The sequence below is a fragment of the Kitasatospora sp. MAP12-44 genome, assembly GCF_029892095.1.
Classification (GTDB): domain Bacteria; phylum Actinomycetota; class Actinomycetes; order Streptomycetales; family Streptomycetaceae; genus Kitasatospora.
Map to the genome: position 1 here is coordinate 5,398,145 of NZ_JARZAE010000004.1, position 19,374 is coordinate 5,417,518.

The following is a 19,374-nucleotide window of genomic DNA, read 5'->3' on the forward strand; positions in this document are numbered from 1 at the left end:
TACCCTGCTGGGGTGACCGCAGAAACCGCCACCCCCGCCGCCCGGCCCCCGCTGCTGCTCGTCGGAGCCGCCCTCTCCGCTGTGGAAGGCGCGGCGCTGGCCGCCTGGGGCCTCTACATGACCGTGGCCGGCCTGGTCGAGGACACCCGCAACCAGGGCCTGAACGAGTTCGGCGGGGTCGTCATCCTGCTGATGGGCGTCCTGCCGCTGGCGGCCGCCTGGGGCCTGCTGCGGCTGCGCCGCTGGGGCCGCAGCCCCTCGGTGCTGATCCACACGCTCTGCCTGCCGGTGGCGTACTTCATGGCCCAGATCGGCGGCCTGACGGCGGCGCTGGGCATCCTGATCGGGCTCTTCGGCCTGCTGGGCATGGTCGCCCTGCTCACCCCGCGGGTCACCGAGGCGCTGTACCAGTCCACGAACTGACGTTCGGATAGGCTCCGGGAGCGCTGAGGGGGTACCTCGCGCTGCAGCGGCAGCACACTGCCGCCTGTTTCCTGGGGGCAATAGGTGAGACGTCGTCTCGTCGTGCTGGCCGCCTCGGCCATCACGTCATCCGTTCTGCTGACCGTGCCGGCGCATGCCGACGACGCACAGCCGAAGATCGACTTCACCGGACTCACGACGGTGGAGGTCGGCGGGGGCTGGAGCGAGGGCCTGGTGACCGTCACCAACCCCACGGACAAGGACGTGACCGGCGACCATCTGTATTTCGACTCCGGATCCGTGTTCAGCGCGGAGTACGCGGACGGTGCGGACGGCGCCTGGAAGCCGCTCGCCGTCAACCTCCCGGGCGCCCGTCCTGGAAGGCCGGTGAGCTGAGCGACGGGGTGCTGGACCTCAAGCCGAAGTCGAGTCACAGCTACCGGATACGGCTCAAGATTCAACAGCCGGCCGACACGTACGCTACGACCTTGGCCTACGCGACCTTGAGCCCCAAGTCCGATGTCTTCTCCGACATCTACGCCGGCCGCTCTATCGCGATCACGGGCCTGAGCGTCTCCTTCGTGGGCCTTCCGGACGTGGTTCCGCAGGATGGCAAGCCGCACGAGTTCCAGGTCTCCGTGAAGTCCGCCAACCACATCGACTGGAAGCTGCCCGCGGCGAGCTTCAAGGTGTGGACCGGGACGAGTCCCGGTTCCGGCTATTTGAACCCCGGGACGTTCGGGGCCTGCGACGCCGAGATCGATGTCCGTGACCCCGCGACGAAGAGCTGGCACCGGATCAATGCCGGGGGGATTCCGGGGGATCAAAACACCAAGGACGTCGATCTGGCGCGGGACGCGACCGGCCCTGTGGACGATCGGGTGATCGACGCCCGGATCACCCTGGGCAGGAACTTCAAGAACAAGCCCGACAACGTGCTGCTGAGCTTCGGCGACGATGTCCACCCCGGCGTGTCGATCTTCGACACAGCCCGGGACTTCCACTCGGCCGTGGTCGCGGGTGCGCCGGACTGTGTCAACCCCAACGCGGTCGACACTGTCGCGACCAGCACCACCGCCACGCCCACCAAGCCCAGCCCGTCCAAGGCGGCCGGGCAGGGCCCGGAGCTGGCCTTCACCGGCTCCAGCGGCACCGGCACGATCGCCGGGCTGGGCGCCGCGCTGCTGGTGGGCGGTGGCGGGATCGCCTTCGGGCTCCGCCGCCGCGGTCGCCGCGCCTGAGGCACCCGGACGTGCGAGAGGGGGGAGGAGCCGCGGCTCCTCCCCCCTCTCGGCGTCCTCAGGCCGTCACTCCTCGACGAGGAGCTTGTCGCGCAGCTGGGCCAGGGTGCGGGCCAGCAGCCGGGAGACGTGCATCTGCGAGATGCCCACCTCGGCGGCGATCTGCGACTGGGTCATGTTGCGGAAGAACCGCAGCACCAGGATCTTCTGCTCGCGCTGCGGCAGTTGGGCCAGCAGCGGCTTGAGCGACTCGCGGTACTCGACGCCCTCCAGCGCCTCGTCCGTGGCGCCCAGGGTGTCCGCCACGGCCGGCGACTCGTCGTCGCTGTCCGGGACGTCCAGCGACAGCGTGCTGTACGCGTTGGCGGACTCCAGGCCCTCCAGCACGTCCTCCTCGGAGATCCCGAGGTGCTCGGCCAGCTCGTGCACGGTGGGGGAGCGGCCGTGCCGCTGGGAGAGCTCGCTGGTCGCGGTGGTGAGCGAGAGCCGCAGCTCCTGGAGCCGGCGCGGCACCCGCACCGCCCAGCCCTTGTCGCGGAAGTGCCGCTTGATCTCGCCGACGATGGTCGGCGTGGCGTAGGTGGAGAACTCCACTCCGCGCTCGTGGTCGAAGCGGTCCACCGACTTGATCAGGCCGATGGTGGCGACCTGGGTGAGGTCGTCCAACGGCTCGCCGCGGTTGCGGAACCGCCGGGCCAGGTGCTCGACCAGCGGGATGTGCATCCGGACCAGCTGGTTGCGCAGCTCCACGCGCTCGGGCGAGCCGTCGGGCAGCGTGGAGAGCTTGACGAACAGCGCTCGGGCGGCCTCCCGGTCCGGGGCCCCGGAGCGGTGGTGCGGGATCAGCTGGGCGGGGACCGAGGCGCGAACGGGCTCGGTGATTTCGGTGATTTCGGTGGACTCTGCGCTCTCTGCCACGGCGTCGCCCGCGGCCTCCGGCAGGCCTGCCGGTGCCTGGTCCGGCAGCGCGGCTGCCGTGGGCTCCGGCGTCGGGTCGGTCGGCTGGCTCATCCGGTGGGCGTCCTTCGGGTGCGCGTCGTCGTGGGAGGCGGGCCCCGAATCGGACCCGCCCGGCTGGGCCGGTACGGTACGGCGGCCGGCCGCCGTACCGTGCGCGGCGCGGCCTTCAGCGGGCGGTTCGCCCATCGGCAGATCGGTCATGGGCAGCTCGGTGGGCCTGGGCCCGACAGCAGCAGTGCGATCCAGATCACTCACGGCGATCCCCCGTTCCGTTCCGGGAGCACCCGGCCGCCTGCGCGGACCGGGCCATCACATTGGTTGTACTCCGGTTCGCCCCCGGAACGGGAGCGAACCGCTCCGGGGGTTCGACTCCGTCGATCGCGGCCGACCCGCAGGGCCGGTGGGGAGGTCACGGCTGGCTGATCGACCCGCCGCGCTTCTTGTGCAGGCTGATACTGACCGTCCGGTCCTCGGCGACCGTCGACTCCACCTCGCCGGCCAGTGCGGAGAGCACCGTCCAGGCGAAGGTGTCGCGTTCGGGCGCCCGACCGTCCGTGGTGGGGGCCGAGACGGTGACTCGCAGTGAGTCTCCGACCAGCCGGAACACACAGCAGAGCACGGAGCCCGGCACCGCCTGCTGGAGCAGGATGGCGCAGGCCTCGTCCACCGCGATGCGCAGGTCCTCGATCTCGTCGAGAGTGAAGTCCAACCGGGCCGCGAGTCCGGCCGTGGCCGTCCGCAGTACCGAGAGGTAGGCACCCTGCGCGGGCAGCCGGACCTCGACGAAATCCTTGGCGGCCTTCGTCTCTGCATCGCCGTCGATCTGGGACACCCTCACCTCCTGGGTGACGCGCTGTGCTTGTGACCCCAAGGCCGCGGCACGTTCTGTTGCTTGGCTCAACTGCTTCGCCCCAACTGTCTTGAGGGGTGGTGCGGTACGTACCGGGTCCTACCCAGCCGGGCGGCACCGGACGCAGGCCGTCCGCCCGAGACGTTACCGCTATCGGCGGACGGATGTCGCGGCCCCGGACGGCCCGAGGGTGACTCATGGTAGGCCCCGGCGCCCATCTGGGGCAGTCATCCGACGTGATTCCTACCTGCGTCTCAGGAGGCTCCCAGGGCCCGCAGCGCGTCCCCGGTCAGCCGGTGGACGGTCCACTCCTCCATCGGCTCGGCGCCGAGCGACTTGTAGAAGCCGATCGAGGGCTCGTTCCAGTCCAGCACCGACCACTCGAACCGGTCGTAGCCGCGCTGCACGGCGATCCTGGCCAGCTCGGTGAGCAGCGCCTTCCCGTGGCCGCCGCCGCGCGCCGCGGGGCGCACGTAGAGGTCCTCCAGGTAGATGCCGGGGGTTCCGCGCCAGGTGGAGAAGTTGCGGAACCAGAGCGCGAAGCCGACGGTCTCCCCGGTGTCGTCGTCCTGCGCGATGTGGGCGAAGACGACCGGCTGCTCGCCGAAGAGCGCCTCGCGCAGTTGATCCTCGGTGGCGTTCGCCTCGTGCAGGGCCTTCTCGTAGTCCGCGAGCTCGCGGACCAGTTCGATGATGGTCGGGACGTCGTCCACGGTGGCTTGCCTGATCATGTCTTCGAGCCTACTGGGGTGGCAGGCCGATCAGGCCGTCAATTCGATGCCATTCGGTCCACCCGAACGGCGGATGCCCCTCACTCGTAGGAGTGAAGGGCATCCGCACGGTGCGACCGAGGCCTCAGGCCTTCTTGGTCTCCCAGAAGATCGTGTCGATCTGGGCGATGTAGTCGAGCAGCGCCTGACCGGTCTTCGGGTCCGTCGAGGCCTTGGTGGCCGAGGCGGCCTTCAGGGCGTCGTTGAAGAGCTGGTGCAGCTCGGGGTACTTCTCGAAGTGCGGGGCCTTGAAGTAGTCGCTCCACAGGACCGACAGGTGGTGCTTGACGGCCTCGGCGCGCTGCTCCTTGATGATGATGGCGCGAGCGCGGAAGTGCGCGTCCTCGTTGGCCTGGTACTTCTCCTGAGTACCCTTCACCGACTCGGCCTCGATCCGGGCCTGAGCCGGGTCGTAGACACCGCAGGGCAGGTCACAGTGCGCGAACGCGGTCACCCGCGGAGCAAACAGACGAGAGAACATGGGAGTCCTTCCTTAGATCGTCTTCCCGCGGCCGAGACTACCCGTTTGCCCCCTGGATCTCTCGGCCGGGACGGCGGCCTAGGGCAAAAGAACGAGCCGGAACCGGCAGATATCGGACGTACGCGCGAGATGCGCGATGCTGGACCGTGGACGCATGGCCGCGGGCGGCCTGCCGGGACCAGGAGGCGGACACGAATGGCGGCGAAGCGACGGGATTCTGACGTCGGCCCAGCGGATGCCGGGGCAGCGGATGTCGGCCCGGAGCCGGAGGAGCGGGTCGGCGGCGGTCTGCTGCCGTTCGGTCTGATGACGGTGGCCGGACCCTCGATGGTCCCGACCCTGCTGCACGGCGACCAGCTGGTGGTCCGCTACGGCGCCCGGCTGCGGCCCGGCGCGGTGGTGCTGGCCCGCCACCCGCTGCGGCAGGACCTGCTGGTGGTCAAGCGGGCCACCGAACGCCGTTCGGGCGGTTGGTGGTTGCTCTCCGACAATCAGTTCATCGAGAGCGACAGCCGTGAATACGGCGCCGTCCCCCCGGAGCTGGTGCTCGGCCGCGTGCTGCTGCGCCTGCGCCCCCGTCCCGTCTGGCTGGCCCCCGCCGGCTGGCTGGAGCGCCTGCTGTGCCGCCCGCCGCTCTCCCGCGTCCCAGGCCTGGCCACCCGCCTCGGCGTCTTCCACCGGCTCAGCCCTGAGCTGTGAGCCCGGCGGCCGCCGCCTCCTGGCGCTTGCGGGCGCGGTAGGCGGCGACGTTGGCGCGGGTGGCGCAGCGGTCGGAGCAGTAGCGGCGGGAGCGGTTGGTGGAGGTGTCCAGGTAGGCGTTGCGGCAGGGGGCGGCCTGGCAGATGCCCAGCCGGTCGGCACCCAGCTCGGTGAGGTGGATGGCCAGGCCCATGCAGGCGACGGCGCTGAAGTTGGCCGCCGCGGTCGGCGCGTTGTCGGCCAGGTGCAGATGCCAGCGCGGGCGGCCGCCGGCGTCCAGGTGGTCATGGCCGGCCACCAGCGGGCTGACCGGGTACTCCACCAGCAGGCTGTTGAGCAGGTCGACCCCGCGCACCTCGTCGCCCTGCGCGGCGGCGGTGAAGACGGCACGCAGCCTGGTGCGCACGGCGCGCAGCCGGGGCAGGTCGGACTCGTCGGCCAGCCGGGCGCCGCGCGAGTCGCTGCTGGCGAAGAGCGAGCGCACCGCCTCGACGGAGACCAGGGCGTCGGTGCCGCGTTCCGGCTCCTCGCTGTTCACCAGCCGAACGGCGTAGTCGGCGTACGCGGCGAGCTCCACGGCGGTCCCTCCGAGAGTGGTAACGGGCAAGCAGCCTTCAGCCTATTACCTGGCGGGGGAATAGCGAAGGCGCCGGCCACGGGGACCGGCGCCTTCGGGGTCAGCGCGTTCAGAGGACCTTGGAGAGGAAGGCCTTGGTGCGCTCGTGCTGGGGGTTGGCGAGCACGTCGCGCGGGTGGCCGGCCTCGACCACCACGCCGCCGTCCATGAAGACCAGCGCGTCACCGACCTCGCGGGCGAAGCCCATCTCGTGGGTGACCACGATCATCGTCATGCCGTCCTGGGCCAGCCCGCGCATGACGTCCAGCACCTCGCCGACCAGCTCCGGGTCGAGCGCCGAGGTGGGCTCGTCGAAGAGCATCAGCTTCGGCTCCATGGCCAGCGCGCGGGCGATCGCCACCCGCTGCTGCTGGCCGCCGGAGAGCTGGGAGGGGTAGCTGGCCGCCTTGTCGGCCAGGCCGACCCGCTCCAGCAGGGCCGTGCCGCGCGCCTTGGCACTGGCCTTGCTCTCGCCCCGGACCTGGACCGGCGCCTCGATCACGTTCTCCAGCGCGGTCATGTGCGGGAAGAGGTTGAAGTGCTGGAACACCATGCCGATGTCGCGCCGCTTCAGCGCGACCTCGCTGTCCCGCAGCTCGTGCAGCCGGTCGCCCTTCTGCCGGTAGCCGACCAGCTCGCCGTCGACGTAGAGCCGGCCGGCGTTGATCTTCTCCAGGTGGTTGATGCAGCGCAGGAAGGTGGACTTGCCGGAGCCGGACGGGCCGACCAGGACGAACACCTCGCCCTGGCGGACCTCCAGGTCGATGCCCTTGAGGACCTCGATCAGGCCGTACGACTTGTGTACCCGCTCGGCCTTGACCATCGCGGTGGCCTGCGGGCCCGGCGTCCGGTCGGTCGAGGACTTGGTCGGGTCGCTCACAGGTGACCGCCTCCTTCGAGACCCGGGACGACGTCCGGCGTGGTGGTCCGTGGTGACCGGCCCTTGAACAGGCCGCGCAGGCGCTGCAGCGGGGTCGGCGGCAGGATCCGGTTGGCGCCCCGGGCGTAGTGCCGTTCGATGTAGTACTGGACGACCGTCAGGATCGAGGTCATGAACAGGTACCAGATGCTCGCCACGATCAGCAGCGGGATGGTCTGGAAGGTCCGCGAGTAGATGTCGTGCGCCGCTCCCAGCAACTCGACCAGTGAGATCGAGTATGCCAGCGAGGTGGTCTTCAGCATCGAGATGGTCTCGTTGCCGGTCGGCGGGATGATCACCCGCATCGCCTGCGGCAGGATGATCCGCCGCATGGTCCTGGTCTGGCTCATGCCCAGCGCGTGCGCGGCCTCGGTCTGGCCCACCGCGACGGACTGGATGCCGCCGCGGACGATCTCCGCCATGTAGGCGGCCTCGTTGAGGCCGAGGCCGAGCAGCGCCGCGGTGAAGACCGGGATCAGCGTGTTGGTGGACCCGGACCAGAACTCGGTGCCGAACGGGATACCGATCGACAGCTTCGGCCAGAGCGAGCCCATGAACTCCCAGAACAGCAGCTGGACCAGCACCGGAGTGCCGCGGAACACCCAGATGTAGAACCAGGCGGTCCCGGACAGCAGCGGGTTGGGCGACAGCCGCATGATCGCCAGGATGACCCCGCCGACCACGCCCATCAGCATGGCGAGCGCGGTCAGCTCAAGTGTGGTGACCAGGCCGTTCATGATGGTGGAGTCGAACAGGTACTTGCCGACGACGTGCCACTCGATGGCTTTGTTGAAGAGCAGGGCGTGGATCAGCATCGCCGCCAGGATCGCGACGACGACGGATCCGGCCCAGCGGCCGGGGTGGCGGACCGGGACGGCCTTGATGGTCTCGGGCCGTCCCGGCTGCACCGGCCCCTGATCGTTTGGGTTCACAGTGAGGCCTCGGAGGAGAAGAGTTCAGGAACGCGCGGTCAGCTGGTGGCGCCGTTGATCACCGAGGTGTTGATGGCACCGGCCTCGACGCCCCACTTGGTGAGGATCGCCTTGTAGGTGCCGTCCGCCATCAGCGACTCGACAGCGCCCTGGACGGCCTTGGTGAGCGGCGAGTTCTTGGCGACCACGATGCCGTAGGGGGCGGTGTCCGTGGTGCCGCCGAGCTTCTGCAGCTGGCCGTTGGTCTGCTGGATCGCGTAGTCCACGACCGGCGAGTCGGCGAGCATGACCTGGTCGCGCCCGGCGACCAGCGCCTGGGTGACGTCCGTCTGCAGGTCGAACTTGTCGCCGTCGTTCGGGATGGTCGGCTTGCCGGCCTTGACGCAGGCGGGGTTCAGGACGTTCTTGATCTCGTCGGCCTGGGTGGTGCCGGTCTGCACCGCGACCTTCTTGCCGCACAGGTTGTTCGGGTCGATGTTGTCGGGGTTGCCCGACTTCACGGCGGCGCTGGTGCCGGCCGAGAAGTAGGTCACCATGTCGACCGTGGCCTCGCGGTCCTTGGTGTCCGTGAACGAGCTCATGCCCAGCTGGTACTTGTTCGCCGTGATGCCGGGGATGATCGAGGTGAAGTCGGCGTTCTGGACGTTGGCGGTCAGCCCGAGGGTCTTCGCGATCGCGTTCGCCAGGTCGACGTCCATGCCGACCAGGTTGCCCTGGGCGTCCTTGAACTCGTTGGGGGCGTACGAGGCGTCCGAGGCGACCACCAGCTTGCCGCTCGACTTGATGTCGGCCGGGACCAGCGCGGCCAGCGACGCCACGGCGGTGGGGGTGGGCAGCGCCGAGCTGGAGGAGCCGGTGCTGCTGCTTCCGCTGCTCTTGCTGCTACTGCTGCAGCCGGTGAGGGCCAGCGAGCCGATGGCGAGAACCGTCGCCACCTGGAGCAGCCGGGTGCGGGGGATACGGGCGCTCATGGAACGAGCCTCCTGTGGGAGAGGGTGGGGCGGATCGTGCCGCGTGGGGACCGGACGTGCTGGTGGGTGGGGCCACCCTCCGCCGAGGTGGTGGGGGAATCCTGCCATCACCGAACTGTTGAACGGACCATCAGTCAGATCAAAAATGCGTAACGAGGAGTTAGATCGTCCGATTACCGGAGGAGATCACCCCTCGCACGCACTCTTTTGACAGGTTCTCACTGGAGTCGGGCCCCCGCCCGGTGATGCGTCCGGGCGGGGGCCCTGCTGCTAGAAACCGCCGTTGACCTGGGCGTCCGCGACGGCTCCCCCAGGGATGTTCCACTTGGTCAGGATCTTGTCGTAGTCGCCGTCGCGGATCAGCTCGGTGAGCGCCTTGGACAGCACGTCGCGCAGCTCCGGGTCGGACTTGTTGACGGTGATGCCGTAGGGGCTGGGCTGCAGGATCGAGCCGGTCACCTGGAACTGGCCGCCGCCCCGGCTGGGGTCGGTGTTGTAGGCGGCCACCGGGTAGTCGTTCAGGTCGGCGACCGCGGTGCCGGAGGAGACCTCGGCGAGGGCCTGGTCGTCGGTGGCGAACAGGTCGACCTGCAGCGGTTTGCCGGCGCGGCCGCAGGCGGTCTGCTGACGGGCCGCTATCTCGGCCTGGATGGTGCCGCCCTGCAGGGCGATGGTGTGCCCGCAGAGGTTGTCCAGGGTGGTGATGCCCAGCGGGTTGCCGGTCTTCGCCAGGATCGTGGTGCCGGTCTCGAAGTAGTCCACGAAGTCGACGCCCGGGTTGACCTGCTTGCCGTTGTCGTCGGCGCCGGTCTGGCGCTCCTGGGTGTCGATCACGGCGGACATCGCCAGGTCGACCTGGCCGGACTGGACGGCCGGAATCAGCTTGTCGAACGACATGTCCACGAACTGGACCTTGAGTCCCAGGTAACTGCCGAGCGCATTGGCCAGGTCGGGGTCGAGACCGGCCGGGGCCGCGTTGGTGTCCTTGAAGTCGACGGGGGCGTAGTTGAGGTTGGAGCCGATCTTGAGGACGCCGGCTGAGCGGACCGCCTTGGGCAGCTGGGTGCGCAGGGCGGCCCCCGGGTCGGCGGCGGCACCGGTGGTGCTGCCGCACCCGGCCAGCAGCAGGCTGCCCAGGCCTACCGCGAGGACGGGGGTTGCGGGCATGAGGGTGTTGTAGGGCATGGCTGAACTCGTTCCTGAGGGGGGAAGGAGAGGGAGAGTCCGCCGCGGGTGGGCTGCTGGGGTGTGCAGCGCGGACCTCGGACGTTTGCCCTGGAGGGCCGCGGGGAGAGGGTGTGCGGCCGGTCGTGCGAGGTCCGCCGCAGGGGGCGGGAAAGGGATCCTCCCATCCCGGCCTGCCGGACCGGGGGCCGGGTGTGTCAGAATCTGCTATCGGGTGATCCCCGATACCGAACACAGACCGCCGGATCGCGACAGATCCGGGGTGCGCAGGACCGGAAGCCGATGACGTCGACTCCGTAGCCGAGGCACCAGCTCCCCTCCGCGTCTGCTGTTCACCCCCCGCGGGTGTGCGTATTGAATCGCCGTGTGAAGATGCCGGTTCTTCGAGTTCTTCCGAAGCTCGAGTTCCAGGTGGTGTCATTCACGGGGTGAACAGTGCGTGACGAGGAACTAAGGCACAGGTGCGGTGTCTTTTCTCGGGCCTAGGCTCAGCCCGGATGCACAGTGCAGAACACCTAAAACCCTCATCCGAGGGCGCTCGTCCGACGGCAGCGCCCCGACACTCCCGAGTCCGGGTCCCGCTGCGGCGGACCCGGGATTTCAGCATCCCCCGGGGAGGTCGAGCGCCTGTCGGTCCGCGCGTCCTCGCTGATCATGACGAAGAGGTCATCATCGTGGCAGCGGAGATCATTCACCCTCGTACTCAGGACACCGACGACCCCGTCGACGCCGTGTTCGCGCTTCACCGCGGCGGCAAGATGGAGGTGCGCGCCACGGTGCCCGTGCGCGACGCGGACGATCTGTCCCTGGCCTACACCCCTGGTGTCGCCCGGGTCTGCACGGCGATCGCCGAGCAGCCCGAGCTGGTCAACGACTACACCTGGAAGGCCAACACGGTCGCGGTGGTCACCGACGGCACCGCGGTGCTGGGCCTGGGCGACATCGGCCCGGAGGCGTCACTGCCCGTGATGGAGGGCAAGGCGATCCTGTTCAAGCAGTTCGGCGGCGTCGACGCGGTGCCGATCGCGCTGGCCTGCACGGGCGTGGACGAGATCGTGGAGACCGTCGTGCGGCTCGCGCCGTCCTTCGGCGGCGTCAACCTGGAGGACATCTCCGCCCCGCGCTGCTTCGAGATCGAGCGCCGGCTCCAGGAGGCCCTGGACATCCCGGTCTTCCACGACGACCAGCACGGCACCGCGATCGTCTCCACCGCGGCGCTCTGGAACGCCGCCAAGCTGACCGGCCGCGGGATCGGCGAGCTGCGGGCCGTCATCTCCGGTGCGGGCGCGGCTGGGATCGCGATCGCCAAGATGCTGGTCGCGGCCGGTATCGGCGATGTCGCGGTCTGCGACCGGCGCGGCGTGGTCTACCAGGGCCGTGGCGACCTGACGGACGTCAAGGCCGAGATCGCCGAGCTCACCAACAAGACCGGCCTCAAGGGCTCGCTGGCCGAGGCGCTGGAGGGCGCGGACGTCTTCATCGGCGTCTCCGGCGGCACCGTGCCGGAGGAGGCGGTGGCGAAGATGGCCAAGGACTGCTTCATCTTCGCGATGGCCAACCCCACCCCGGAGATCCACCCCGAGGTCGCGCACAAGTACGCCGCCGTGGTGGCGACCGGGCGCTCCGACTTCCCGAACCAGATCAACAACGTGCTGGCCTTCCCCGGCATCTTCGCCGGCGCGCTCCAGGTGCGGGCCTCGCGGATCACCGAGGGCATGAAGCTGGCCGCCGCCGAGGCGCTGGCCGACCTGGTGGCCGACGAGCTGACGGCCCAGCGGGTGATCCCCTCGCCGTTCGACCCGCGGGTGGCCCCCGCCGTCACCAAGGCGGTCGCCGAGGCGGCCCGCCGTGAGGGCGTCGCCCGCCGCTGACGCGGCGGCAGCGGGAACTGCTCCGGGCCCGGGACACGCGGTGGAGGTCACACCCGCGCGTGGTTCCGGGCCCTGGCCGTCCGGCGCTAGTGTCCGGGACATGTTCGCCGCCTATGCCGCACGTATCGACGCCGAGAACCCTTTGAGCGCCCTGGAACTGGGCGAGCTCCCGGAGCCGCAGGCCCGGCCCGGCTGGAGCGTGGTGACCGTCAAGGCCGCCACCCTCAACCACCACGACCTCTGGTCGCTGCGCGGGGTCGGGCTGCCCGCCGAGCGGCTGCCGATGATCCTGGGCTGCGACGCGGCCGGGGTCGACGAGCACGGCAACGAGGTGGTCATCCACTCGGTGATCGGCCAGAGCGGTCACGGGGTCGGCCCGGACGAGCCGCGCTCGATCCTCACCGAGCGCTACCAGGGCACCTTCGCCGAGCGGGTGGCGGTGCCGACCTGGAACCTGCTGCCCAAGCCCGCCGAACTCTCCTTCGAGCAGGCCGCCTGCCTGCCGACGGCCTGGCTGACCGCCTACCGGATGCTCTTCAGCAACTCCGGGACCAAGCCCGGTGACACCGTCCTGGTGCAGGGCGCCGGCGGCGGGGTGGCCACCGCGCTGATCGTCCTGGGCAAGGCGGCCGGCCTGCGGGTCTGGGTCACCGGACGGGACGAGGCCAAGCGCGCGCGGGCCGTGCAGCTGGGCGCCGACGCGGCGTTCGAGAGCGGGGCGCGGCTGCCCGAGCGGGTGGACGCGGTCATGGAGACGGTCGGGGCGGCGACCTGGTCGCACTCGGTGAAGTCGCTGCGGCCGGGTGGCACGATCGTGATCTCCGGCGCGACCTCGGGCCCGAGCCCGAAGGCCGCGGAGCTGAACCGGATCTTCTTCCTGGAGCTGAAGGTCGTCGGCTCCACCATGGGCAGCAAGGAGGAGCTGGCCGGGCTGCTGGCGCTCTGCGCGCACGGCGGTGTCCGGCCGGTGATCGACTCGGTGCTGCCGCTGGCCGAGGCGCGGGACGGCTTCGCCCGGTTGGCCAAGGGCGACGTCTTCGGCAAGGTCGTCCTGACGCCGTGAACGCGCTGAGCGGGTGCCCGACGGGCACCCGCTCAGTCTTACCGGTGGTACGTCAGCCCAGCAGGGTGCGCAGCCGCTCGCCGGCCGAGACCAGCACTGCCTGGGCCTTGGCGAGCTGATCGTCGTCGACGCTGCCCGCATCCCGGGCGGTGTCGCGGATCTGGTCGCGGAAGCGGTCCAGCAGGCGCTCCAGCTCCCGACCCGGGTCGCCGCTCGGGTCGGTGCCGGCCCAGCCGGGGAGGTCGGTGGGTGCGTCCTTCTCCAGGTCGACCCGGGTGACCGTGACCTTCGGGGCGTCGGTCGCCGCACCCGAGGTGCCCCAGCGCGCGGAGTCGGCCAGCCCGGCCAGGCCCCTGGTCAGCTCGGAGAACCCCTCGGCCAGCCCGGCGGGCCAGTCGCCCTTGGCGGCGTGCTCGCGCACCTGCTGCTCGACCCGGCGCTTGATCCGCAGCGCCTCCTGCTGCGCGGCCTGCCGAACGGCCTGCGACTGCTCGCGGGCCTTGCGGGCCTCCTCCTTGGCGCGCTTGGTCTGCTCCTTGGCGGCCCGCTCCTGCTCCTTGGCCCGCTTGGCCTGGGCCTTGAACTCGGCGAACTCCTCGCGGGTGCGCTGCCAGGACTTGTCACCCCACGGGGCGCCGGGCGGTGCGTCGGCGCTCGGGGCGCTCTGCTCGGTCGCCCGGGCGGCGTTCTTGGCGGCGTTGCGCAGCTCGTCCCGCAGGTCCTTGGCGGAGTCCCGGACGTCCTCGCGGATGGCGCCGGCCAGTTGGGCCACCGAGTCGCGGATCTCCACCTCCAGCTCCGCCAAGTCGTCCTGGCGGGCCGTCAGTTCGGTGCGGCCGGCCTCGGTGATCCGGTAGACCTTGCGGCCGCCCTCGGTGGAGTGCTCGACCAGGCCCTCCTGCTCCAGCTTGGCGAGCCGCGGGTAGACGGTGCCGGCGGAGGGCGCGTAGAGGCCGTGGAAGCGCTCCTCAAGGAGGCGGATCACCTCGTAGCCGTGCCGGGGCGACTCGTCGAGCAGCTTCAACAGGTAGAGCCGCAGCCGGCCGTGGGCGAAGACGGCGCTCATGCCTGGTCTCCCTCGGGGGTGACGGCGTCGGCCGGGGTGGCGGGCAGCTCCTTGACCAGGCGCGGCCCCTCGTCCTGCGGCTCGGGGCGGCTCAGCAGCGAGATCGCGCCGGAGACCGTGGTGACCTGGAGCCGGCCGGTGCCCTCCCCGAGCTTGCCGCTGAGCTTCTTGGAGCCCCACGTCCCACCCAGCGTCAACTCGTCGAAGGCGCTGGAGAATCGGCCGTTGGTGCTGCCGGCCTCGACGGTGGTGTCGGCGGGCTGGGGGAGCCGGACCACGACGTCGCCGTTGACCGTGGTGATCTTGACGTCGGCCGGGGTCGTGCCGTTCAGGTCGAGCGTGACGCCGCCGCTGATGCTCTTGGCGCGCAGCGTGGCGGCGGTGCCGGAGACCACGGTCAGCTCGCCGTTGACGGTGTTGACCCGCAGCTCGCCGGCGACCGCCTGGGCGTCGATGTTGCCGGAGACGGTCTTGGCCTCGGTGCGGCCGTCCAGCTCGACCAGCGTGGTGTCGCCCTCGACTCCGTAGACGGAGGTGCCGCCGTGGATGCCGGAGACGGTGGCCTCGGCGGTGACGGTGCCGACCTTGACGGTGGTCGAGGCCGGCACGGTCAGCGACACCACGGCGCGGCGCTTGCGGCGCAGCCCGGACAGGAAGTGCTTGACCGACTCGACCGACTTGAGCTTGTCGCCGAAGTCGTTCCAGTCGAGGTTGGCATAGCTGACGGTCAGGACGCCCTCGGCCAGCGTGACCTGCAGGGGCTCGCCCTCCAGCTCGGTGACCTCCAGGCGGGCCGGGCCCTCGGCCGCGACCACGTTGACCGCGCCGCCGACGATCCGCACATGCAGATCGGTGACCGGCTCCTCGATGACGATCTTGTCAGCTGTGCTGATCGTCCACTGCGTCATGGTGTTCGTCCTCCCGTTGAGTCGCCGTGGTCGTACGCTGGAAGAGCGACGATCCGGCGGATCGCGATGTATCGCGTGTTCCCAGTAACACGATATATCGCGTGGCGCTGAAGTCAAGCGTTCACTGCGCAATGACATGCGAAGGGTCCGGGAGGCGGCTGCCTCCCGGACCCTTCGCATGTGCCGGCGTGCGCGTGGCCCGCCCTACTCCTCGTCCTCGTCGTCCAGCCGGGCCAGCCAGGTGGCCAGCCGCTCGACGGGGATCTCGAAGTCCGGGTTGAGGTCGACGAACTCGCGCAGGCGCTCGGCCAGCCACTCGAAGGTGACCTCCTCCTCGCCACGCCGGCTCTCGAGCTCCTCGATGCCGCGGTCGGTGAAGTACACGGTGTGCTCCGCAGGGGAAATGGGGGGTGGGAAAGGCCGTCGGGCCCGGCCTCCGAGGAGACCGGACCCGACGGTACGTGCTGAACCGCTCGGCAGAGCTGGTCAGAGGCTGAAGATCTCCTCGATCAGCGCCTGCTGCTCGGCGGCGTGCCGCTTGGCCGAGCCGACCGCGGGGGCCGAGGAGGCCGTGCGGGCGACGCGGCGCAGCCGGCCGGCCGCTGCCTTGCGGCCGACCACGACGTCCAGGTGGTCGACCAGGTTCATCGCGATGAACGGCCAGGCACCCTGGTTGGCCGGCTCCTCCTGCGCCCAGATGAACTGGACGTCCTCGCCGTACCGGCCCAGCTCCTCCTGGAGCTCGGCGGCCGGCAGCGGGTAGAGCCGCTCGACCCGGACGATCGCCGTGTCGGTGACGCCGCGCTCGGTGCGGGCCGCCTCGACGTCGTAGTAGAACTTGCCGGCCGTGATGACGACCTTGCGCACGTCGGCCGGGTTCACGGTGCTGTCACCGATCACCGGACGGAACGAGCCCGAGGTGAACTCCGTCGCGTTGCTCGCCGCCGCCTTGAGACGCAGCATCGACTTCGGGGTGAAGACGACCAGCGGCTTGTGGTGCGGGTTGTGCGCCTGCCAGCGCAGCAGGTGGAAGTAGTTCGACGGCAGGGTCGGCATGGCGACCGTCATGTTGTTCTGCGCGCACAGCGCCAGGAAGCGCTCGGGACGGGCGGACGAGTGGTCCGGTCCCTGGCCCTCGTAGCCGTGCGGCAGCAGCAGGGTGACGCCGGAGTGCTGGCCCCACTTCTGCTCGGCGGAGGCGATGTACTCGTCGACGATGGTCTGCGCGCCGTTGACGAAGTCACCGAACTGCGCCTCCCACATCACCAGCGCGTTGGGCCGGGTCAGCGAGTAGCCGTACTCGAAGCCCATCGCCGCGTACTCCGACAGCAGGCTGTCGTAGACGGTGTAGCGGGCCTGGTCCTCGGTCAGGTACAGCAGCGGGGTGTAGTCCTCGCCGGTGACCCGGTCGATCAGCACCGCGTGGCGCTGGCCGAAGGTGCCGCGGCGGCTGTCCTGGCCGGCGAGCCGGACCGGGTGGCCCTCCATCAGCAGCGAGCCGATGGCGAGGGTCTCGCCGGTGGCCCAGTCGATGGTGCCGTCCTCGATCGAGGCGGCGCGGCGCTGCAGCTGCGGGCAGCAGGCGCGGGTGCACGGTCAGCCAGTCCGGCAGGTTGACCTGCGAGGCGGCGATCCGCTTGACCATCTCGTCGGAGATGCCCGTCTGGATCGAGACCGGGAAGTCGGCGACCGGCTTGCCGGCCGGGACGCCCTGCTGGTTGCCGGCCGCGTCGCGAACCTCCGCGAAGACCTTCTCCAGCTGGCCCTGGAAGTCCTGGAGCGCGGACTCCGCCTCTTCCATGGTGATGTCGCCACGGCCGATCAGACCCTCGGTGTAGAGCTTGCGCACCGAGCGCTTCTTCTCGATCAGGTCGTACATCAGCGGCTGCGTGAACGAGGGGTTGTCGGCCTCGTTGTGACCGCGGCGGCGGTAGCAGATGAGGTCGATCACGACGTCCTTGTGGAACGCCTGACGGAACTCGAAGGCGAGCCGCGCGACGCGGACCACGGCCTCCGGGTCGTCGCCGTTCACGTGGAAGATCGGCGCCTCGATCATGCGGGCCACGTCGGTGCAGTACATCGACGAGCGCGAGGAGGCCGGCGCGGCGGTGAAGCCGACCTGGTTGTTGACCACCAGGTGGATCGTGCCGCCGGTGCGGTAGCCGCGCAGCTGGGACATGTTCAGCGTCTCCGCCACCACGCCCTGCCCCGCGAAGGCCGCGTCGCCGTGGATCTGGATCGGCAGCACCGGGAAGGTCGTGCCGCCCTGGTCCAGGATGTCCTGCTTGGCGCGGACGATGCCCTCGACGACCGGGTCGACCGTCTCCAGGTGGGACGGGTTGGCGGCCAGCGACACCTTGATGGTCTCGCCGTCCAGGCCGGTGAAGGTGCCGTCGGAGCCCAGGTGGTACTTGACGTCGCCGGAGCCGTGCATCGACTTCGGGTCGAGGTTGCCCTCGAACTCGCCGAAGATCTTGGCGTACGGCTTGCCGACGATGTTGGCCAGCACGTTGAGGCGGCCGCGGTGGGCCATCCCGATCACGGCCTCGTCCAGGCGGTGCTCGGCGGCGGCGTCGATGGTCGCGTCCAGCAGCGGGATCAGCGACTCACCGCCCTCCAGCGAGAAGCGCTTCTGGCCGACGTACTTGGTCTGCAGGAAGGTCTCGAAGGCCTCCGCCGAGTTCAGCCGGCGCAGGATGCGCAGCTGCTCCTCGCGCTCGGGCTTGGTGTACGGCTTCTCCAGGCGCTCCTGCAGCCACTTGCGCTGCTTGGGGTCCTGGATGTGCATGTACTCGATGCCGACCGTGCGGCAGTAGGTGTTGCGCAGCAGCCCGAGGATGTCGCGCAGCTTCATCATCTTGTGGCCGCCGAAGCCGCCGACCGCGAACTCGCGCTCCAGGTCCCAGAGCGTCAGGCCGTGCTCCACGACGTCCAGGTCGGGGTGCTTGCGCTGGCTGTACTCCAGCGGGTCGGTGTCGGCCATCAGGTGGCCGCGCACGCGGTAGCTGTGGATCAGCTCCATCACCCGGGCGGTCTTGTTGACCTCGTCCTCGTGGGTGGTGGCGACGTCGGTGGCCCAGCGGACCGGCTCGTACGGGATCCGCAGCGACTCGAAGACCTCGTCGTAGAAGCCGTGCTCGCCCAGCAGCAGCTGGTGGATCGAGCGCAGGAACTCGCCGGAGGCCGCACCCTGGATGACCCGGTGGTCATAGGTCGAGGTCAGCGTCATGATCTTGGAGACGCCCAGCCGGGCCAGCGTCTCCGGGTTGGAGCCCTGGAACTCGGCCGGGTACTCCATCGCGCCGACACCGAGGATGGTGCCCTGGCCCTGCATCAGGCGCGGCACGGAGTGCACGGTGCCGATGCCGCCGGGGTTGGTCAGCGAGACCGTGACCCCGGTGAAGTCGTCCATCGTCAGCTTGTTCGAGCGGGCCTTGCGGACGATGTCCTCGTAGGCCTGCCAGAAGCCGTGGAAGTCGAGCGTCTCGGCCTTCTTGATGGCCGCGACGACCAGCTGGCGGTCACCGTTCGGCTTCACCAGGTCGATGGCCAGACCGAGGTTGATGTGGTCCGGCTTCACCAGGAAGGACTTGCCGTCCTTGACGGTGTAGCTGTGGTTCATCCCCGGCGTCGCCTTCAGGGCCTGCACCAGCGCGTAGCCGATCAGGTGGGTGAAGGAGACCTTGCCGCCGCGGGCGCGCTGCAGGTGGTTGTTGATGACAATCCGGTTGTCGATCAGCAACTTGGCCGGCACGGCACGGACGCTGGTGGCGGTGGGCACCTCGAGCGACGCGTCCATGTTGGTCGCGACGGCCTTGGCGGGCCCGCGCAGCGGGACCAACTCGGGGCCGGTCGTCTCGGCTGCGGGAGCGGCTGCTGCTGCCTGCACGACGGCCTTGGGGGCCGGCGGCGCGGCGGGGGCGGCTGCCAGCGGCGCGGCGGCGACAGGCGCGGCCACGGGGGCTGCGGCTGCCGGGGCGGCGACGGGTGCAGGCGCCGCCGGAACGGCAGCAGGGGCAGGGGCGGCAACGGTGGTCGGCGTGGGGCCGACCTGGGTCGCGGCCTGGGTCACTGGGGTCACCTCGGTACCGGGCTTGTAGTCGGCGAAAAAGTCCCACCAGGCTCGGTCGACCGAGTTGGGATCCTGGAGGTACTGCTGGTAGATCTCGTCGACGAGCCACTCATTGGGGCCGAAGCCAGTGGGCTCCGTCGTAGTGCGTGGGGCCGAGCTGGGGGTTTCAGGGTGTGGCGACACGGCGGCAACCGCCCTCTTCCGCTTCCTTTTGGGATGTTTGGACAGCGGGGATTAAGGCTACGCCCCTGACCAGTGATCGCGCAGTCCCCGAGGGGTAGGCGTCGTCCAGATCACAGTGCCGTCGGCCACATTGGCTGGAACTGAGCGTTAGAAAGTCGCTCAGA

Annotated in this window: 18 protein-coding genes and 1 pseudogene; 6 read left to right on the forward strand and 13 right to left on the reverse strand. The window is 70.0% G+C overall.

Features of this window, described 5'->3' with window-relative positions; translation table 11 throughout:
• The first annotated feature begins 12 nt into the window (after nt 1-12).
• From P3T34_RS24985 to P3T34_RS24995, 3 genes are all read left to right on the forward strand, one after another.
• Nucleotides 13-423 (forward strand): hypothetical protein, encoded by a 411-nt coding sequence (locus tag P3T34_RS24985; RefSeq protein ID WP_280668278.1) that lies wholly within the window; start codon nt 13-15, stop codon nt 421-423.
• Between the two features lie 84 nt (nt 424-507).
• Nucleotides 508-819 (forward strand): hypothetical protein, encoded by a 312-nt coding sequence (locus P3T34_RS24990; protein ID WP_280668279.1) that lies wholly within the window; start codon nt 508-510, stop codon nt 817-819.
• A gap of 92 nt (nt 820-911) precedes the next feature.
• A complete protein-coding gene (locus P3T34_RS24995) occupies nt 912-1,664 on the forward strand; it encodes a hypothetical protein (RefSeq protein ID WP_280668280.1) in 753 nt (250 codons plus the stop codon).
• Nucleotides 1,665-1,730: 66 nt separating this feature from the next.
• Here P3T34_RS24995 and P3T34_RS25000 read toward each other — a convergent pair whose 3' ends face one another.
• The 4 genes from P3T34_RS25000 to sodN all read right to left on the reverse strand — a co-directional run bounded on the left by P3T34_RS25000 (nt 1,731) and on the right by sodN (nt 4,725).
• Nucleotides 1,731-2,825 carry a SigB/SigF/SigG family RNA polymerase sigma factor gene (locus P3T34_RS25000; RefSeq protein ID WP_280668281.1) on the reverse strand — a complete coding sequence of 365 codons (1,095 nt, stop codon included), beginning with the start codon at nt 2,823-2,825 and terminating at the stop codon, nt 1,731-1,733.
• Nucleotides 2,826-3,033: 208 nt separating this feature from the next.
• Nucleotides 3,034-3,456 carry an anti-sigma regulatory factor gene (locus tag P3T34_RS25005; RefSeq protein ID WP_280668282.1) on the reverse strand — a complete coding sequence of 141 codons (423 nt, stop codon included), beginning with the start codon at nt 3,454-3,456 and terminating at the stop codon, nt 3,034-3,036.
• A gap of 272 nt (nt 3,457-3,728) precedes the next feature.
• A complete protein-coding gene (locus P3T34_RS25010) occupies nt 3,729-4,205 on the reverse strand; it encodes a GNAT family N-acetyltransferase (protein WP_280668283.1) in 477 nt (158 codons plus the stop codon).
• Nucleotides 4,206-4,329: 124 nt separating this feature from the next.
• On the reverse strand, nt 4,330-4,725 hold the full coding sequence (gene sodN, locus P3T34_RS25015; RefSeq protein ID WP_280668284.1) for a superoxide dismutase, Ni: 396 nt from the start codon (nt 4,723-4,725) through the stop codon (nt 4,330-4,332).
• Between the two features lie 306 nt (nt 4,726-5,031).
• Here sodN and sodX point away from each other — a divergent pair, with 306 nt between their 5' ends.
• On the forward strand, nt 5,032-5,424 hold the full coding sequence (sodX, locus tag P3T34_RS25020) for a nickel-type superoxide dismutase maturation protease (RefSeq protein WP_280672369.1): 393 nt from the start codon (nt 5,032-5,034) through the stop codon (nt 5,422-5,424).
• On the opposite strand, the gene P3T34_RS25025 is transcribed toward sodX, so the two are convergent.
• The 5 genes from P3T34_RS25025 to P3T34_RS25045 all read right to left on the reverse strand — a co-directional run bounded on the left by P3T34_RS25025 (nt 5,408) and on the right by P3T34_RS25045 (nt 10,029).
• Complete coding sequence (locus P3T34_RS25025; protein ID WP_280668285.1) at nt 5,408-6,001, reverse strand: CGNR zinc finger domain-containing protein; 594 nt, start codon at nt 5,999-6,001, stop codon at nt 5,408-5,410. The two genes, sodX and P3T34_RS25025, sit on opposite strands and share 17 nt — an antisense overlap.
• Before the next feature lie 109 nt (nt 6,002-6,110).
• The gene (locus tag P3T34_RS25030) at nt 6,111-6,863 is read right to left on the reverse strand and encodes an amino acid ABC transporter ATP-binding protein (RefSeq protein ID WP_280672371.1); all 753 of its coding nucleotides are present in this window, start codon (nt 6,861-6,863) and stop codon (nt 6,111-6,113) included.
• Nucleotides 6,864-6,916: 53 nt separating this feature from the next.
• Nucleotides 6,917-7,891, reverse strand: coding sequence for an amino acid ABC transporter permease (locus P3T34_RS25035; protein ID WP_280668286.1), 975 nt, complete (start codon nt 7,889-7,891; stop codon nt 6,917-6,919).
• A 38-nt stretch (nt 7,892-7,929) separates the two neighbouring features.
• Complete coding sequence (locus P3T34_RS25040) at nt 7,930-8,862, reverse strand: ABC transporter substrate-binding protein (protein WP_280668287.1); 933 nt, start codon at nt 8,860-8,862, stop codon at nt 7,930-7,932.
• Nucleotides 8,863-9,132: 270 nt separating this feature from the next.
• Nucleotides 9,133-10,029 (reverse strand): ABC transporter substrate-binding protein, encoded by an 897-nt coding sequence (locus P3T34_RS25045; protein WP_280668288.1) that lies wholly within the window; start codon nt 10,027-10,029, stop codon nt 9,133-9,135.
• A 692-nt stretch (nt 10,030-10,721) separates the two neighbouring features.
• Between P3T34_RS25045 and P3T34_RS25050 the strand changes: the two genes are divergently transcribed.
• Together P3T34_RS25050 and P3T34_RS25055 are read left to right on the forward strand one after the other, a co-directional pair.
• Nucleotides 10,722-11,918 (forward strand): NADP-dependent malic enzyme, encoded by a 1,197-nt coding sequence (locus P3T34_RS25050; protein ID WP_280668289.1) that lies wholly within the window; start codon nt 10,722-10,724, stop codon nt 11,916-11,918.
• Between the two features lie 100 nt (nt 11,919-12,018).
• Entirely contained in the window at nt 12,019-12,981 is a 963-nt protein-coding gene (locus tag P3T34_RS25055; protein ID WP_280668290.1) for a zinc-binding dehydrogenase, read from the forward strand.
• Nucleotides 12,982-13,033: 52 nt separating this feature from the next.
• Here P3T34_RS25055 and P3T34_RS25060 read toward each other — a convergent pair whose 3' ends face one another.
• The 4 genes and pseudogenes from P3T34_RS25060 to P3T34_RS25075 all read right to left on the reverse strand — a co-directional run bounded on the left by P3T34_RS25060 (nt 13,034) and on the right by P3T34_RS25075 (nt 19,210).
• Nucleotides 13,034-14,047, reverse strand: coding sequence for a PadR family transcriptional regulator (locus P3T34_RS25060; protein ID WP_280668291.1), 1,014 nt, complete (start codon nt 14,045-14,047; stop codon nt 13,034-13,036).
• Nucleotides 14,044-14,955 carry a DUF4097 family beta strand repeat-containing protein gene (locus P3T34_RS25065; RefSeq protein ID WP_280668292.1) on the reverse strand — a complete coding sequence of 304 codons (912 nt, stop codon included), beginning with the start codon at nt 14,953-14,955 and terminating at the stop codon, nt 14,044-14,046. The genes P3T34_RS25060 and P3T34_RS25065 overlap by 4 nt, the downstream gene beginning before the upstream one ends.
• Nucleotides 14,956-15,159: 204 nt before the next feature.
• Nucleotides 15,160-15,339 carry a DUF6104 family protein gene (locus P3T34_RS25070; RefSeq protein WP_280668293.1) on the reverse strand — a complete coding sequence of 60 codons (180 nt, stop codon included), beginning with the start codon at nt 15,337-15,339 and terminating at the stop codon, nt 15,160-15,162.
• Nucleotides 15,340-15,441: 102 nt separating this feature from the next.
• Nucleotides 15,442-19,210, reverse strand: a pseudogene (locus tag P3T34_RS25075) (multifunctional oxoglutarate decarboxylase/oxoglutarate dehydrogenase thiamine pyrophosphate-binding subunit/dihydrolipoyllysine-residue succinyltransferase subunit).
• Between the last annotated feature and the right edge of the window lie 164 nt (nt 19,211-19,374).

Coding starts and splice junctions, on each gene's coding strand:
- P3T34_RS25000 (WP_280668281.1), bottom strand. CDS start 2,825: ATGACCGATCTGCCGATGGGCGAACCGCCCGCTGAAGGCCGCGCCGCG.
- P3T34_RS25010 (WP_280668283.1), bottom strand. CDS start 4,205: ATGATCAGGCAAGCCACCGTGGACGACGTCCCGACCATCATCGAACTG.
- sodN (WP_280668284.1), bottom strand. CDS start 4,725: ATGTTCTCTCGTCTGTTTGCTCCGCGGGTGACCGCGTTCGCGCACTGT.
- sodX (WP_280672369.1), top strand. CDS start 5,032: ATGACGGTGGCCGGACCCTCGATGGTCCCGACCCTGCTGCACGGCGAC.
- P3T34_RS25030 (WP_280672371.1), bottom strand. CDS start 6,863: ATGGTCAAGGCCGAGCGGGTACACAAGTCGTACGGCCTGATCGAGGTC.
- P3T34_RS25040 (WP_280668287.1), bottom strand. CDS start 8,862: ATGAGCGCCCGTATCCCCCGCACCCGGCTGCTCCAGGTGGCGACGGTT.
- P3T34_RS25045 (WP_280668288.1), bottom strand. CDS start 10,029: ATGCCCGCAACCCCCGTCCTCGCGGTAGGCCTGGGCAGCCTGCTGCTG.
- P3T34_RS25055 (WP_280668290.1), top strand. CDS start 12,019: ATGTTCGCCGCCTATGCCGCACGTATCGACGCCGAGAACCCTTTGAGC.
- P3T34_RS25060 (WP_280668291.1), bottom strand. CDS start 14,047: ATGAGCGCCGTCTTCGCCCACGGCCGGCTGCGGCTCTACCTGTTGAAG.
- P3T34_RS25065 (WP_280668292.1), bottom strand. CDS start 14,955: ATGACGCAGTGGACGATCAGCACAGCTGACAAGATCGTCATCGAGGAG.